This is a genomic window from Proteiniphilum sp. UBA5463 (assembly GCF_002427225.1).
Lineage (GTDB): Bacteria > Bacteroidota > Bacteroidia > Bacteroidales > Dysgonomonadaceae > Proteiniphilum > Proteiniphilum propionicum.
Genome location: NZ_DIQL01000035.1, coordinates 14,211 through 30,162, shown reverse-complemented (window position 1 = coordinate 30,162; position 15,952 = coordinate 14,211). Strand labels below are relative to the sequence as shown.

Genomic DNA, 15,952 nt, shown 5'->3' with positions numbered 1-15,952 from the left:
CGAACTATTGCACTGTTTTCCCCCGTTATAATTTTTAATAAACAAATTTACAAGTTTTTTCCAGACAAATGAAAAAACAGTTGAAAATAGGCAATTCTATTGCAACGCTCTCAATTTTTTTATAGTTTTACACTAAATAGTAAAACCGAAATAATATGAATGAAATAGACAAGTACATAGAAACACACAAAAAACGTTTTATGGACGAGCTTTTTGAGCTTATCCGCATCCCTTCGGTCTCTTCACTGCCAGAGCACAAACCCGATATGTACCGGGTTGCAGAAAAGTGGAAAGAACTCCTTCTGGCTGCAGGAGCCGACAAGGCCGAGGTTATGGAAACCGGAGGAAACCCTGTTACCTACGGGGAGAAAATTATCAGCAAAAATGCACCCACTGTAATGGTCTACGCCCATATGGATGTGATGCCTGTTGATCCGATAGGATCATGGAAGACCAATCCTTTTGAGCCGGTGGTAAAGGATGGAAAGGTTTGGGCGCGTGGTGCCGATGACGACAAAGGACAGTCGTTCATGCACGCCAAGGCCTTTGAATATCTCGTGCAATCAGGCAGGCTGGAATGTAATGTGAAGTTCCTTATCGAAGGTGAGGAAGAAATAGGCTCTCCCAGTCTTCCCGAATTCTGCAAAAAAAACAAGAAGATGCTGCAAGCTGATGTTATACTAGTCTCCGATACTTCTATGATAGCACCGGATGTCCCCTCCATTACTACCGGCCTCCGGGGACTTGCCTACTGGCAGGTAGAAGTAACGGGGCCAAATGTGGACCTTCACTCCGGTATTTTCGGCGGAGCTGTTGCTAACCCTATCAATGTGCTTTCAAAAATGATTGCCCAGACTGTTGATGATGAAGGGCGGATCTTGATTCCCGGATTCTACGACGATGTGGTGGAGGTCTCTCGAAAAGAACGCTCAATGATGGCAAAAGCTCCATTCTCTGCTGAAGAGTATAAAAGGTCGCTCGATGTGAAGGAGCTGTCCGGCGAAAAAGGGTATACCACCAGTGAGCGTACCGGTATTCGCCCTTCATTTGACGTATGTGGTATATGGGGCGGCTATACTGGGGAGGGGGCAAAAACTGTCTTGCCCTCAAAAGCTTATGCCAAGATCAGCACACGACTGGTGCCCAACCAGGACCACAACAAGATAGCTAAGCTTTTCGTGAAATATTTCGAGGGAATAGCACCAAAATCGGTAAAGGTGAAGGTGGAGTATCTACACGGAGGCCCCTCCTATGTTTGTCCCATTGATTTACCGGCATATCAGGCAGCCGAAAAAGCCTACAGGGAAATCTACGGGAAAGAGCCGGTGCCAGTACGTTCAGGTGGCAGCATCCCAATCATTGCCGCTTTTGAAGAGATTCTCGGAATAAAATCGGTACTGATGGGCTTTGGGCTCGGGTCCGATGCAATTCACTCGCCCAACGAGAACTTCCCGCTTGAGCAATTCTACAATGGAATAAGGACTATACCTCTGTTCTATAAATACTTCGCAGAGGAGATGAAAAAATAGCCCACTTTTCATAAAACTATTTAAAAGGAGTATTGGTGAATGTTTATGGTTTCTATTCCGAAACAACGACAACCGGGCTGATCGAAAATATTTTTAACACCCTGACTAAGCAAAACCATTCTCACAATGAATAGTTGATTAACCCACTACTACATATGCAGTGTAGCGGCTATCTGCTGCAACGGGAGTCAATGACAGGTATCCGGAAAGTATTTTTCCACCTGTTACCTGTAGTGGGGATTCCCGTTGCATTTTTTCATGGAACGACAAGGCGCTTCCCTGCTTTTTAAAATAGTCCACAACGAACTTCCCCTCCGAGGAAGAATTAACAAAACTATCGAAGAATAGATGTGCCGCTACACCCATATTCATTCGCATATTGATCTCCACACAAGGCTGGACACGGTACCCTCCTGCCGTTTCGCAAATCATCATATCGACACCCGCATAACCGGTATATAAAGGAAAATAACCGGCAAGCTTCACTAAAAGAGTCTCTCGAAGCTGCTGCATCAGGGTAAAAGAAATATTAGCGGAAAGTTTTTCTTCAATCCGTCTATCGGAAAGTAGTTCATTCCCCTTGTATGCGCCCGATGCTGTAGACCCGAAAATAGAATAACCTACAAAGCTGGCCTTTCCCCTATCAATATAAAACTCCATTGCGAAATCCTGTATCTTGCTCAAAACAGGCTCCGCTACCACCCCACCCTGTAATCTGATAACCCGTCTGCACCAATCAACTTGCTTGTCAGTTATCTCCCCCAATATCCATATCAATCCTTTTCCGCTGCCGGAGAGTGGCATCTTCAATACCTTGTTGCCGGGAGTAGAGTGCTGATATGCCAACAACTCCTCCATGTTTGTGAAAAAATATGATTCCCCACAAAATTCCACTTCCCCGGCCTTTAAATCACGCAGCAGTAGCACAGCATTTTGCCGGTTCGAATACTCCCTTAATCGCCTTAAATCTTCAATCGTAGGAATTTGCTGTTCAGCGGCACCCTGAGCCAGAAGCTTTTTACGTAATGCCGGACTCCATCCCCAGGGAATAATCTCCTCACCGGGGTGCAAACAAATATCACTGAATGGAATCAGATCAGAGGAAACAGGGAATATCTTTTTAATGGCATCGACAAATGACCGGTTTAACTCTCCTTCCGCTATCACCAAATCACCTTTCCCATACCATACCGGCAAAACGGCCAGATCCTCGGCCATCTTCACAGCAGCAGCAGGTGGTGTATAGTTAGCTTCAAAATTTGCAAGGGCAAGATCGTGCCAGGGATTAAAAAGATACATCTATTTGTATTCTTTTATCTCAATCTCTCCATTGAGGGCAAGCAATGCATTCTCCGCCAGGGCTCCCATTTCGTCTTGGCCCGGATAGAGGTGAACCGGTGCAATCCGATAGACCCGTTGGCTGATCAGATTGCAGAACCATTTACTATTGGCAATTCCGCCAGTAATAAGGATCGCATCAATCTCCCCTTTCAATACGGTAGACATGGCACCTATCTCTTTTGCCACCTGGTAAGCCATCGCCTCCAGCACTTCCATACATTTATTATCACCATTTCTCGCTTCACGTTCGGCAATATAAGCATCATTAGTTCCCAGGTAAGCCATCATTCCTCCTTTACCGACAACCATTTCAGACATCTTTTCGTAGCTGTATATCCCACTGAAAGCTACTTTCAACAATTGCCCCACTGGCAATGAGCCGGAGCGTTCCGGGGAAAAAGGGCCATCACCATCAAGTCCCTGGTTTACATCAATCACCTTTCCTTTTTGATGTGCGCCTACAGTAATTCCACCTCCAAGATGTACCACAATAAGATTAAGGTCATCATATTTTTTCATGATAGATTTTGCGTGTGAGCGGGCTATTGCTTTCTGATTCAACGCATGAAAAATTGATTTTCTTTCAAATAGCGGATGTCCGGAATATCTTGCCAAAGGCAGTAACTCATCCACCACAACGGGATCGGCAATGAATGCTTCTGCCGAGGGGAGCAGCTTCGCGATATCGTGCGCAATAAGCGCTCCTAAGTTGCTGGCGTGTTCTCCACGCTTGCATTCAAAAAGGTCTTTTCGCATTGCTTCATTCACCCGGTAAACACCTGATGCAATAGGTTTCACCAGCCCTCCCCTCCCTATCACTGCATCAATGGTTTCAACGGGGACGTCAGCACCCTTTAGTTCCTCATAAATGATATTCTTTCTGTATTCATACTGATCTGTAATCTTTTCAAATTTTCGTAATGCTTCGGGAGCATGCTTGATTGTTTTAAGGAAGATCACCTTTTCCTGCTGGTAAATTGCTATCTTAGTCGACGTTGACCCGGGGTTAATGACAAGAATACGTGTATTTGTTCCCATATGTTTATATGTTTTTATTTTTTTATATACATCTTAATGTTCTTTCCGGGGATATAGCTGTTTAAGCTGCTGCTTCGGCAACAAGGGCCAATAATATATTATCTTAGACAGGCTGCCAGTGCAATTGAGAACAACTTGCTCCGCTCATCGTCTGACCGGGAGGTCAGCACAACAGGTGCTGCAGCACCCATCACAACAGCGGCTACTGTTGCCCCGCCTAAAAAGTTAAGTGCTTTGTAAAACATATTCCCCGCCTCAATATCGGGTGCCAGTATGATGTCACAGTCGCCAGCAACTTCACTCTCAATACCTTTGTTTCGTGCTGCCTCCCTATTCACTGCTATGTCTATCGCGAAGGGGCCATCCACCACACACCCTTTTATCCGTCCGTCAAGGTTCATTTCTTTTAATTGGGCAGCATGTACCGTAGCCTCCATTTTTGGATTTACCTTCTCCACAGCAGCTGCCACAGCCACTTTTGGTTTTTCAATACCAAGGAGTTGACATGCGTTTACCGCGTTCTCTATAATTTGTGCCTTTTCGTAAAGACCAGGTGCAATATTCATCGCCACATCGGTCACACAAAAAATCTTATGGTAGTAAGGAGATTGAAAAAAAGCGACATGACTTAGCAACTGATTATAGTGTAATCCAGATTCTTTGTCAAGAACCGCTTTCAAAAGTTCACCGGTACTAACGAATCCTTTCATTATTATATCTGCATCTCCATTTTTTATGTTCTCCACGGCAATTCGTGCAGAAACAGCAGCACCCTCCCGGTTGTCGATAATATCAAAATTACTCAAATCAAAACCTATTGAAAAAGCTATTCGCTCAATCTTAGTTTTATCTCCTATAAGCAAAGGGATTATAATTTCCTCTTTCACAGCATCTTTCAAAGCTTTAAGCACATGTTCATTTTCAGCAGCAGCAATAGCTACCGTCCTTTTTGGCCTGTTTTTGGCTTTCCGGAGCAGTTCAGTTAAATCGCGGATCATAATAACTGTTTTTTTGTAACATTTCACTTACAAATAAACAAATAATCTGGCAATTATCCGACATTATCTATTGATTTTTTTGACAAAAAGTAAATAAACTGGATAAAAAATTGTCTATTCCGGTTGTCCTATCTCAGTCTGCCCTATCTCCAGTTTACCTATCTCCCGGTTGTTGAGTTATCAATTTCATATCCCCACGATTTTCCCTTTTCAATAGCCGGCACACCACGTGTCATCCAAACAGGAGCGGGAGCACCTTTAAGATAATGGTCAAAGAACTGTTGCAGCCTGATGGAAAGATCTTTGGCATTACGGCGCAGGCTCAGGTTATGGGCTTCCTTGTTGTATTGGAGCATCCATACAGGTTTTCCCAGGCGACGCAGCGACATAAAATACTCAATTCCCTGATACCAGGGCACTGCACCGTCATCATCGTTGTGCATAATAAGCAGCGGTGTGTTTACCTTATTAGCAAAGAAAACAGGAGAGTTCTCAATATAAAGTTGCAGTGAGTCGCTCATTGTAGCGCCAATTCTTGATTGTGTCTGTTCGTACTGAAGCTGGCGGCTGCGCCCCGATTCCCAGCGGATTCCGCCGTAAGCACTTGTCATGTTTGACACTGGCGCACCGGCTCCGGCAGCTTTAAACATATTTGTGCGGGTAATTATATATGCCACCTGATAGCCCCCCCAGCTTTGCCCCTGTATGGCCATATTTTCCAGATCTGCCCATCTGTTTTTTGCCAATGCCTTCGCTCCCGAAACAACGTAGTTGTACGCATCATTGCCGGGTTGTCCTACCCCGTAGTGAATATCCGGTGTAAAAACAATGTATCCCCGGCTAACGAAGAATGGAATATTAATAACTGATCGGCTTGGCGCAGGAGCAAAATAGCGGTAAAGGTCATCGGAATGTTTTTCGTAGAAATATATCATTACCGGATATTTCTTCCCAGAGTCGAAATTCTCGGGTTTATACAAAATTCCCTGTGATTGTTTACCATCGAATGTTGTCCACTCAAAAATTTCTGCTGTACCCCAGCTATAATCTTTCATTTGGGGATTGATACAGGTTAGTTTTTCTACCGATCTCCAAAAATTCAGGGTTAAATACAAATCTGGTGACGTATTAAAATTGCTTTTTTGAAAAACAAATGCTTCCGCGTTTTTTGCCTTTTTAAGAGAAGTATATTTGTATTTATCCAATTCCCTTTTTACTAATGGATTTCTGCCTTGTTGTTTAAGAGTATAAAAACCACTTTCTTTGCTTTTATTGTCAAATGCCGATAAGAGCAAAACATCTTTTGGCTCAATAAAAAGCTTTTCTGGATCGGTGTTGATGTACCGGAAAGTAATTGAATCGTTTCTCCCGTTATTTTTAGTGATATTCTCCGGCATCTCTTTTCCGATAGGATCAATTTTCCATATATCGAAGGCATCGTATAAAAGTACGAATTTGTCATCCTGTCCCCATGCCGCAATCCCGTACGCACCGGGTTTGCTTGGTGTGTCATTTTTTTCATTCCAGAAGTTGACCGGGATCTCCTTAGTCAGACAGACGATTTTTCTGGTTTTGTTATCGAAAGAGAACCACTGTTTTACAGAGGTATTCCACCAGTAGGTAAAATTACCCGATGGCGAAATCTGAGGCCTTCCCTCAACAGGTTTAGCAATTTCGGTCAATTGATGGAATTGCATATCGTAAATCCACGCATCCGTTTTTTGAGAAATATCCCACTGGCTTTCAATCTCATAAGGTAATTCCGAAGTAAGAAGGACAAAACGCCCGTTTCCTTCATCTGAAAACAAAGCATTGGGCATTTGTTCGTTGGCTATGGAAACAAATTCGTGAGGGCGGCCGGGATCAATAACGCCGGTATAGGTCCTGCGTAATTCGTTTTTTAGCCTCAAAAGTTGTTGCGGCTGTACAACCGGGTCCTTCCAGTGCCAAACATCGAGGATGGCTGTTTCAAAATCAACAATTGTTGTGTCTTTAGGTATTTGTTTTGGAGCAGCTCCAATAATAATACGTTCACCGTCTTTACTAAAATATGGCTTTGAGTTTTCATTGAAAATCCAATTTTCAGGCAACCCTTTTGATGTTTTAGAAGCAACTATAACTGCCGAATCCATTGAGTTTTTGAAATACCTTACATCGAATACCTTTTGTTCAATTTTAGAAGTATCTTTTGTAGCTATGTAAACAAGCTGACTTCCCTGCTCGTCGAAAGAAAATGATTTATATTCCATTTTATCAGCTGAAATCTGCTTTTTGGCCCCGTTTTTCAAATCGATAAACAACACTTTGTGTGTATCGGTGGAATCGTTTTTTTCAGGCTCCACTGAAATAGCCAGTGAATTTCCGTACTTGTTAAAAGCAAATTCTTTTGAATTTTTAACGGTATCCTCTTCAGAGGTGCTCAGGTTTCTGATAATCAGAAAATCCTTTGGTTTGTTTTGTTTGTTCTTTACCGTATCTTTTGGTGCAGATTTTTTATAGGCAATGTAGGCGCCCATCTCCGTTGATGTTGAGTAAGATTTCACATCTGCAATTTTGCAAAACTTAAATGTTTCATTATTGACAATAACCAACGAATCTTTGGGAAAATCATCGGCTTTCTTTTTCTTTATCCTAGCCTGACGTACATCTGAAAAAGGGGCCTTTAACATTCCTACGGTAAATCGTCCATCTGCCGACAGAGTATATTTATTTACACGGTGAATCTTTAACTCTCTACATTCCTTTGAATCATAGATATAAAGCATGCTATCTCCTTCCTGTGGGCTGATAACTGCGTTTATAAATCTGCCGTCGTTACTGATGGAAATATCCTGTAGGCTTTTCCAATCGTCATAAACGGAGTGGTCGAGTTGTTTTTTCTGGGTGAATGCTGACTGGCTGAATGTAATTAAAGTTATAAAAATAATGAGCCTGTGGTAAAAGAAACGTTGCATATAATTCATTTTAATGGCATCGAAATTACAATAAAACTTCAACTTGACCAAGTGAAACCAGGCAAAAACGAATTTGTTGGAATTCGTTGATGAGAGTTAAAAGTGAGGGTTCTGTAAAGCAAACTGAGTCAGGAGGAAAGATTAATTGCTTTTTCACAACAAGAGGAACTTTCAAAAAGCCACAAAACATTGTCAGTCGAATATTTAGTTGAATACTTAACATGAGAAACTTGAATTATAAAAAATAGATTCTTATTTATAATTATGCTTCGTTAGAACTTCATTTATAATACTGACAGTCAATAATTTATGTCATATCCCCAAAAAGCGTCATACTCGATTGATATTCAGCGAATTATAAAAACTATTTTAAAAATATTACCGAAGTATTGCTCCAATAAACAATAAATAATTCCATTTTATTGGAAACATAAAAATTCTAATAGAAACGCATATAGTTTATTATTTTTAGTGTATTTGCAGTATGACTGCAACAGGACAAACAAAAATAAACTCATTACTTCAGAAATTTCCAACCGGAGCATTGTACTTTGCCTCGTGGTTAAATCAAAATGGGATATCCTATTCTCTGCAGAGACATTACCGTAATTCGCAATGGCTTATGGCTATAGATGATGGTGTGATGTACAGGACAGGTGAAGAGCCGACCTTGTTTAGTGCTCTGTCGTGCTATAATAGCCAGTTAGGTAAGAAATTCCATATAGGGGCTGTATCTGCTTTGGAAATGAGGGGATTGGCCCATTACGTTCCGCTTGGCCGGCAGACAATAGTAATATATTGCCCCCGGGGTGAATGGTTCCCAAAATGGTTTTCGAAATATGACTGGGGTGTTGATATATTGAAGAAATACTCCAAATATAGCAAAACGGGGATATCCTCAATCAATGAAAACAATTTCGAAGTGCCGGTTTCCTTGCCTGAAAGAGCATTTCTGGAAAGTTTAGACCTTGCTCCCAAACATTACAATCTTACCGATTTATACCAGATCATGGAAATGCTTAACGGTTTGAGGCCAAAATTACTGCAACAGCTATTAGAGGAAAACAGTTCGGTAAAAGTGAAGCGGTTGTTCCTGTATATGGCAGAGAAAGCGGGGCACTCGTGGTTCCATGATTTGAATTTGGACAGGATAGACCTGGGTAAAGGGAAACGTTCAAACGTGAAGAATGGTGTTTATGATCCGAAATATCAGATAACCTTACCAAGAGATTTAGTATATTATGAATAGGATGTATCGCAACAGGTTGAATTACTCCTTAGAATTATCCCGACATTAGAGGAAGTGGATAGTTTTGCCATTCACGGTGGAACGCCAATTAACCTGTATATCCTCGACCTCCCTCGGTACTCCGTTGACGTTGACCTTACTTACATTCCAATAAAACCCAGGGAAGATTCGTTTGCGGATATCCATAAAAATCTGGCTATCATCAAGGAAAAAATCAAGACGGTTGTCCCGGATATTGTCATTAGAGAGAAGCCGAATAAAATCTACTGTACACGTAGAGGGGTTATGGTTAAAATTGAAGTGAGCGGAACGAAACGCGGGCTGATTGATCCGGCTTCGATAAGACCACTATGTAATGCTGCACAAAATGAATTTGAAACTGCAAACAAGGCAAGAATTGTTTCACTTTCCCAACTCTACGGCGCGAAAATTACTGCAGCTCTCGACCGCCAACATCCCCGTGATTTGTTTGATGTGAAACTGATGTTTGATTTCATTACTAACTTTGACCAGGTTAAAAGAGGGTTTCTCTATTGTCTATTTGGTGGCGACCGTCCTATTATCGAGTCGCTTCAACCTAACAGGGTAGATTATCAGGAAACACTTGTGAAACAATTTTCCGGAATGACTAAAATTCCGTTTTCATATAATAACTGTTTCTATTTCCTTTTTTGTTGCCGGTTCAAGTTTTTCAATATTGTTTGTATCAAGGGTAAAGTCAAAATCCATGTGAGCGATAATTTTATTCCTCCTATCCCTACAAAATTGAGCTTTAAGAGTAAGTTCACGAATATCATTTTGAATGTCCTCTCTCAAATCTTCATCATTAATATAACTGGTAATAGTATTCAGCGTTATATTTTTTTTACTGCCGGATTTATAGGAATCGGTAAGTTTAGCTATTCCAAGAATGATACTCTCCAATAGTGTTCTTTGAATGAGAAAGAAGAAAGAAGGAGCCGACTGATTCAGCAATTCAATCCTCGTTTCTTTTACAGCAAACAACTGACAATACTCATCCAATTTTAAGGACAACCAAGCAATTTGATTGGAGATAACATATAGAAAAGAGCCAAAATCATCACCTAATACATCAGTCATATAAGGTTTTGCATATATTATGGCAAATTATGTAATGTATTGAATATCGGCCTGATAAAAAGATGTTTGGTGGCGTTCTAAAATTTGGAAATATTATTGTTCGTATATTTGCGAACTGAAAAACTATTCGTATATTTGCGAACTGAAAAGAATTATAAATTCTAAGCTATAAAAGTTATCATGTCAAAAAAAGAATTCACCGAAGAGCAGATCAGACTTTCCCGTATTGCCAAGGCACTGGGCCATCCGGTAAGAATAGCCATTTTGCAGCTGTTGGCCAACGAGAATTGTTGTTATCACGGCGATATGTCTGAAATTATTCCAGTAGCCAAAAGCACTCTTTCTCAACATTTAAATGAACTGAAGGAGGCGGGGCTGATTCAGGGAGAATTTACTCCTCCCACCGTCAGGTATTGCATCAACAAAGAGAATTGGGAGAGCGTGGGAGAGTTGCTGAGAACCTTTATCGATCAGATAGCAAAGGTTAACAGTTACTGCTGATTTTTTTTTGCATTCACCCAAAAATTGGCTGAAACAGATCAATCAATCCGAAATAAAAACTAATCATTTTTCATTAAACAAACAAAAAAACAGTCCTATGAAACAAGTTCTTATGATGTTCGTGGCAGTATTATTATTTACTGCCTGTGGAAATGGTAAAGAGAATAAAGCAGATGTAAATGAAGCGACAACAGAATCTTCAGTAAACAGCTCAAAGGTAGTCTCTGTTACGAATGCTGATCCTGTGACGGTTTATGTTTATTATTTTCATGGCAAACAACGCTGCAAGACCTGCATTGCTGTTCAAAAATTCACCCAGGAGGCGGTTGAGCAGATGTATGGTGACAACCAGAAAGTACAGTTTTTAGAAATACTGACCGACGAAGCCGCCAACAAAGAACTTGTTGAAAGGTATGGTGTAACATGGAACGCGCTGATTGTTGCTAAGGGTGACGACCATATCGACATAACACAAAACGCATTTGCCAATCCGGCTGGAGTGAAAGAGATGCTGAAAAGTGAAGTGGATCGGAGGCTTTAACAGACAAAAACAGAGCTGAATTATGATGAATCTTCTGCATAGCCTGACAGAAAGCTCCGGCTGGCCGCTTCTTACGGCGTTCCTGCTTGGGCTGATGACTGCCATCAGTCCCTGTCCGCTGGCTACCAACATTACGGCCACCGCCTATCTGAGTAAGGATATCGGTATCAAAAAAAGAGTGTTGTTCAATGGCCTTTTTTACACGCTGGGAAGGATGTTCACCTATACGGCGCTGGGCTTACTCTTCTTTTTCGGTGCCAGTCAGTTCAAAATTGCGTCTGCACTACAAGGTATCGGTGTCATCTGGCTTGGGATCGCATTGCTATTGATTGGTATCTTTATGCTCGACATTATCAAGTTAAATATACCCGGAGTGGGCAATTTAACGGAGAAGTTTAGCAATAAAAAAGGGAAGAAAACCTACTGGGATGCATTTTTACTGGGACTGCTGTTCGCTCTGGCGTTCTGTCCCTATAGCGGGATGCTCTATTTCGGGGGATTGATCCCCATGACGATTGTCTCCACATCGGGACTCATATACCCACCTGTTTTCGCTTTGGCCACAGGCCTTCCGGTGATCATTATCGCCTGGCTGCTGGCCTACAGCGTGAGTAATATCGGTACGTTCTATAAAAAGATGAACAGTTTCCAGGAATGGTTCAAGCGTGGGGTTGCGGCAGTTTTTATGGTTGTGGGTGCTTATTACATCATAATAAGCCTTTAAGAAAATTTCAGAAGGATATTATCACAAAACAACAAAATTTAAAAAAATAAAATCATGGAAATATTGGTATTGGGACCCGGTTGCAAAAAATGTGTAATGACCTGCGACACCATCAAAAAAGTTGTGGAGCAGACTGGAGCTGAAGTAACGATCCGCAAGGTGGAAGACATCATGGAGATCATGAAGTACAATGTTATAGCCACCCCGGCCGTGGTAGTTGATGGTGAGGTGAAAATTAAAGGTCATGTACCCTCAGAAAAGGAAATTAAAAAGATAATAGGCTTATAAGTCGCATATATTCTGGTGTCTAAATTACCGCATCAATGATGCGGAACGATATTGTATTGTCTAAAAAATAAAAAAATGGAATCAAAAAAGGAACTGAAATATCTGGTGTGGGTGGTGTTTATTTTCGGGGTTATCTTCTTTATGCCTATTGGCAACGAGCGTTTTACGACTGCTATCTATGCTGCGCTCGATCTTTCGAAATGGTATGCTCAGGAGCATGTAATCCTCTGTCTGCTTCCGGCTTTTTTCATTGCCGGAGTAATAGCCGTTTTTATTAATCAGGCATCAGTAATCCGTTATTTCGGGGCAAATGCTAAAAAATGGCTTTCATACTCCGTAGCATCTGTTTCGGGTGCCATCTTGGCTGTATGCTCATGTACCATACTTCCTCTCTTTACCAGTATCTACAAGCGTGGCGCAGGGCTGGGACCAGCTGTGGCTTTTCTCTACTCGGGACCGGCCATCAGCATCCTCTCCATCATTCTTACCTGGAGAATCCTCGGTACTGAGATGGGTGTTGCCCGAATGGTAGGAGCTATACTCTTCTCGGTTATTATCGGACTAGTGATGGCCTTTATCTTTCGCAAAGAGGAGAAAGCAAAGCAGGAGGAGCAGATGAACTTCGATGCTCCACCGGCAAAAAGGCCTATATCGCAGACCATGTTCCACTTCTTCACGCTTGTGCTGATTATGGTGGCTGCTAACTGGGGCGCACCTGCAACAGGAGACACATCAAGCGTTTGGTTTTATTTTTTCACCTATAAATGGCATATTACCGGATTTCTGGGGTTAATGCTGGCTTTCTCACTGATAAGGGTACTAAAAATCAAATGGCAATGGGTGTTGTTGGGAGCGGCCGCTACAGCGCTGTCAATACTTTTTGCCAGCCGGCTCATTCCCAATCCCAAAATGGTGCCGCTGGTACCCATGATAGTGGGCATCGCTGCTCTTTCTGTGATAACTCTCTTCGATAGGAACGATGAGGAAAACAAAGCATGGACAATCTCGGCCTGGGGGTTTGCTAGACAAATCATGCCACTGCTAGCCATCGGTGTGGTGACCGCCGGTTTCCTGTTGGGATCGACTCACGACAATGTGGCTATCCCCGGAGTGGTACCCAACGGGTGGATCGAGTGGGCTGTAGGTGGAAACTCCTTCTTCTCCAATTTTTTCGCCAGCTTCACCGGGGCCTTTATGTATTTTGCAACGCTCACTGAAGTACCTATTGTACAGGGACTACTCTCCAGCGGTATGGGAAAGGGGCCTGCACTTGCACTGCTGCTCGCCGGTCCCTCGCTCTCATTGCCGAACATGCTGGTGATCCGCGGAGTGATGGGAACGAAAAAGACCATCGTCTACGTTTCTCTCGTTGTTGTTATGGCAACCCTCTCCGGATTGTTCTATGGTACTTTTTTTTAAACAGAAATCGTTACAAGGCGATTCTGTTATAGGGTATCACATTAAAAAAATAATCTGTTTACTGCAAAATGAAAATACTGATTTTATGTACCGGCAACAGCTGCCGCAGCCAGATGGCACATGCCTTTCTGGAGTCGTTCAATGCAGACATGGAAGTACGCTCCGCGGGCACCCATCCCGCCGCGGAGGTGCATCCTCTGGCGATAAAGGTGATGAATGAGACGGGACTCGATATCAGCAACAACCGTCCTACTCAGGTAGATACCTATATCAACGAAGCATGGGACTATGTAATCACCGTCTGCGGTGATGCCAACGAGAACTGCCCGATTTTCACCGGCAAGGTAAAGACGCGCCTACATATCGGATTCGAGGACCCGGCAAAGGTGACCGGCAGCGATGCGTTTGTGCTAAGTGAGTTTCGTCGCATCAGAGATGAGATCAAACAGCGCTTCGCTGAATTTTACATCACAGAGATATTGAAAAAAGAGTTGCCCAAATGCTCCTGTGATGGCGATTGCTAATCTCAAAAAATAATGCTCATCATGAAAAAAATAAAGGCATTAGTTTTTTTGAACGAACTCTCACCCTCTGGGTGGCCGCCTGCATCATGGCGGGTATCCTGATTAGACAATATATCCCATCCGTACCTGCCACATTGCATCGGTTTGAGTACGCCAATGTCTCCATCCCGGTCGCCATCCTGATCTGGCTGATGATCTTTCCGATGATGCTGAAGGTAGATTTCAACAGCGTGAAGAACGCGGGTTGAAGGCCGAAAGGAATCCTCATTACCGGGGTGACCAACTGGCTGGGCAGTACCTGGCGGTCGCCGTAGCCATCTCGATCTTCGAACTTGAGTCGGGTGCCTCACTGGCCACCACGGTGGGAGTACTGGTGGAGGTGCCGATGATGCTGATGCTGGTACGGATTGCCAATAACACCCGTAGATATTTTCCTCAAACTCAAAATTCATGATCAATGAGTAAAACCTGGTATCCAATCATCAACAATGTTAAATGCGACGGATGTCTTTTGTGTTGGCAAATGTGTAAACACGGAGTTTATACATTGAATAACGGTCGTCCAGTTGTACTTTTTCCTGATGGTTGCGTTACAGGTTGTCACGGTTGTGAGAAGAATTGCCCGCAAAAGGCAATTACCTATTTTGGGGACACTCCCATGTTTGTCATTCCCTAAACATCCTCGATCAGGGGATGACAATTTTTTCTTAACCATATTAAAAATTAGAAACGCTGTGTGACAATGATGAACACTTTTATTGAAACTGTAAAGTATTTTTTTATTATTTCTGCAGAATTGATTCTTCTTTTCATGCTGATCAGTATGATTGTCGAATTGATCCTGATGCACATTCCGGCAGATAAGATTCAAAGCTATCTGTCAGGGAAAGGACTGAATGGAAACTTTTTGGGTGCGCTGATTGGATCGTTGACTCCTTTTTGTGCCTGTTCAACCATCCCTATGACATTGGGTTTTATCAATGCAGGGATTCCTTTCGGATCAACCATTTCGTTCCTGATTGCTTCACCTCTGTTGAATCCTATCATCATTGGAATGTTAGGCGTAATGATAGGCGTAAAGGCAGCTGTCATTTATTTCGTGATAACATTTCTTTGTTCGGTATTCTTTGGATATTTCATGGACAAAACCAGGGGAGTCAGGTATCTTAAAAACCAATACAAAAAAGTAGTATCCTGTGGATGCGGGGATGAAGAAGAAACCGGGACAAAACCCCAGAGACGAACTTTTAAGAAAAAGATCAGTCTTGCATTTCAAGGAGCATGGGGCAGTATGAAACCCATACTCGGTTATCTGTTTATTGGAGTTGCTATTGGTGCTTTAATTTACGGTTATCTGCCTGAAGATTTTGTGATGCGCATTGCAGGTGCAGATAATCCATTAGCTGTTCCTGTTGCCGCGATTATCGGTATCCCTCTGTACATCAGAGCTGAAACTGCAATACCCATTGGATTAGCATTGATGCAGAAAGGGATGAGTATAGGAGCCGTTGTGGCTCTGATCATCGGCGGTGCCGGGATGGCAATTCCTGAAATGTCGATGCTTGCCGGAATTTTCAAAAAGAGGATGGTCGCAATGATTGTTGCCGTTATTTTCGTTACCGCCGTGATATCGGGATGGGTTTTTAATTTATTCTACTGACTGTAGCGGTAGACAGGTATCTGAAAGGTGGTCTTGCAAACTTAATTGAGACAAAAAGTTAAGCGACATTTTTAATTGATTCTTT

15 protein-coding genes and 2 pseudogenes are annotated in these 15,952 nt (G+C 42.4%); 12 read left to right on the top strand and 5 right to left on the bottom strand.

Annotated features, from left to right (window positions below):
- The first annotated feature begins 155 nt into the window (after positions 1–155).
- Positions 156–1,529 (top strand): dipeptidase, encoded by a 1,374-nt coding sequence (locus B3B27_RS05645; protein WP_238868579.1) that lies wholly within the window; start codon positions 156–158, stop codon positions 1,527–1,529.
- A gap of 138 nt (positions 1,530–1,667) precedes the next feature.
- Here the strand turns inward: B3B27_RS05645 and B3B27_RS05640 are convergent, their stop codons facing one another.
- From B3B27_RS05640 to B3B27_RS05625, 4 genes are all read right to left on the bottom strand, one after another.
- Entirely contained in the window at positions 1,668–2,828 is a 1,161-nt protein-coding gene (locus B3B27_RS05640; protein ID WP_238868578.1) for a hypothetical protein, read from the bottom strand.
- A complete protein-coding gene (gene buk / locus B3B27_RS05635) occupies positions 2,829–3,908 on the bottom strand; it encodes a butyrate kinase (RefSeq protein ID WP_238868577.1) in 1,080 nt (359 codons plus the stop codon). It abuts the gene before it with no gap.
- 98 nt (positions 3,909–4,006) lie between these two features.
- On the bottom strand, positions 4,007–4,906 hold the full coding sequence (locus B3B27_RS05630) for a bifunctional enoyl-CoA hydratase/phosphate acetyltransferase (RefSeq protein WP_238868576.1): 900 nt from the start codon (positions 4,904–4,906) through the stop codon (positions 4,007–4,009).
- Positions 4,907–5,064: 158 nt separating this feature from the next.
- Positions 5,065–7,860, bottom strand: a complete 2,796-nt coding sequence (locus B3B27_RS05625; protein WP_286844913.1) for an alpha/beta hydrolase family protein — start codon at positions 7,858–7,860, stop codon at positions 5,065–5,067.
- A 484-nt stretch (positions 7,861–8,344) separates the two neighbouring features.
- On the opposite strand from B3B27_RS05625, the gene B3B27_RS05620 reads away from it, so the two are divergent.
- Together B3B27_RS05620 and B3B27_RS11825 are read left to right on the top strand one after the other, a co-directional pair.
- The gene (locus tag B3B27_RS05620; RefSeq protein WP_238868574.1) at positions 8,345–9,109 is read left to right on the top strand and encodes a type IV toxin-antitoxin system AbiEi family antitoxin; all 765 of its coding nucleotides are present in this window, start codon (positions 8,345–8,347) and stop codon (positions 9,107–9,109) included.
- Between the two features lie 33 nt (positions 9,110–9,142).
- A pseudogene (locus tag B3B27_RS11825) lies at positions 9,143–9,610 on the top strand (nucleotidyl transferase AbiEii/AbiGii toxin family protein); the annotation flags it as partial.
- A gap of 141 nt (positions 9,611–9,751) precedes the next feature.
- Here B3B27_RS11825 and B3B27_RS05615 read toward each other — a convergent pair.
- Positions 9,752–10,210: a hypothetical protein gene (locus B3B27_RS05615; RefSeq protein ID WP_286832337.1), complete on the bottom strand. Its 459-nt coding sequence runs from the start codon at positions 10,208–10,210 to the stop codon at positions 9,752–9,754.
- 180 nt (positions 10,211–10,390) lie between these two features.
- Here B3B27_RS05615 and B3B27_RS05610 point away from each other — a divergent pair, with 180 nt between their 5' ends.
- The 9 genes and pseudogenes from B3B27_RS05610 to B3B27_RS05570 all read left to right on the top strand — a co-directional run bounded on the left by B3B27_RS05610 (position 10,391) and on the right by B3B27_RS05570 (position 15,867).
- Positions 10,391–10,711: an ArsR/SmtB family transcription factor gene (locus tag B3B27_RS05610; protein ID WP_286845685.1), complete on the top strand. Its 321-nt coding sequence runs from the start codon at positions 10,391–10,393 to the stop codon at positions 10,709–10,711.
- A 97-nt stretch (positions 10,712–10,808) separates the two neighbouring features.
- Positions 10,809–11,252: a nitrophenyl compound nitroreductase subunit ArsF family protein gene (locus B3B27_RS05605; protein ID WP_286832342.1), complete on the top strand. Its 444-nt coding sequence runs from the start codon at positions 10,809–10,811 to the stop codon at positions 11,250–11,252.
- Positions 11,253–11,277: 25 nt separating this feature from the next.
- Entirely contained in the window at positions 11,278–11,976 is a 699-nt protein-coding gene (locus tag B3B27_RS05600) for an aromatic aminobenezylarsenical efflux permease ArsG family transporter (RefSeq protein WP_238869407.1), read from the top strand.
- Between the two features lie 54 nt (positions 11,977–12,030).
- The gene (locus tag B3B27_RS05595) at positions 12,031–12,264 is read left to right on the top strand and encodes a thioredoxin family protein (RefSeq protein WP_238868570.1); all 234 of its coding nucleotides are present in this window, start codon (positions 12,031–12,033) and stop codon (positions 12,262–12,264) included.
- Between the two features lie 75 nt (positions 12,265–12,339).
- A complete protein-coding gene (locus B3B27_RS05590) occupies positions 12,340–13,683 on the top strand; it encodes a permease (RefSeq protein ID WP_286847029.1) in 1,344 nt (447 codons plus the stop codon).
- Between the two features lie 68 nt (positions 13,684–13,751).
- Positions 13,752–14,207, top strand: coding sequence for an arsenate reductase ArsC (locus B3B27_RS05585; RefSeq protein ID WP_238868568.1), 456 nt, complete (start codon positions 13,752–13,754; stop codon positions 14,205–14,207).
- Positions 14,207–14,452 (top strand): annotated as a pseudogene (locus B3B27_RS05580) (arsenic resistance protein); the annotation flags it as partial. The gene B3B27_RS05585 and the pseudogene B3B27_RS05580, both read left to right, overlap by 1 nt.
- A 212-nt stretch (positions 14,453–14,664) precedes the next feature.
- Positions 14,665–14,883 (top strand): ATP-binding protein, encoded by a 219-nt coding sequence (locus tag B3B27_RS05575; protein WP_256448721.1) that lies wholly within the window; start codon positions 14,665–14,667, stop codon positions 14,881–14,883.
- A 66-nt stretch (positions 14,884–14,949) separates the two neighbouring features.
- Positions 14,950–15,867: a permease gene (locus B3B27_RS05570; RefSeq protein WP_349681147.1), complete on the top strand. Its 918-nt coding sequence runs from the start codon at positions 14,950–14,952 to the stop codon at positions 15,865–15,867.
- Positions 15,868–15,952: the final 85 nt, after the last annotated feature.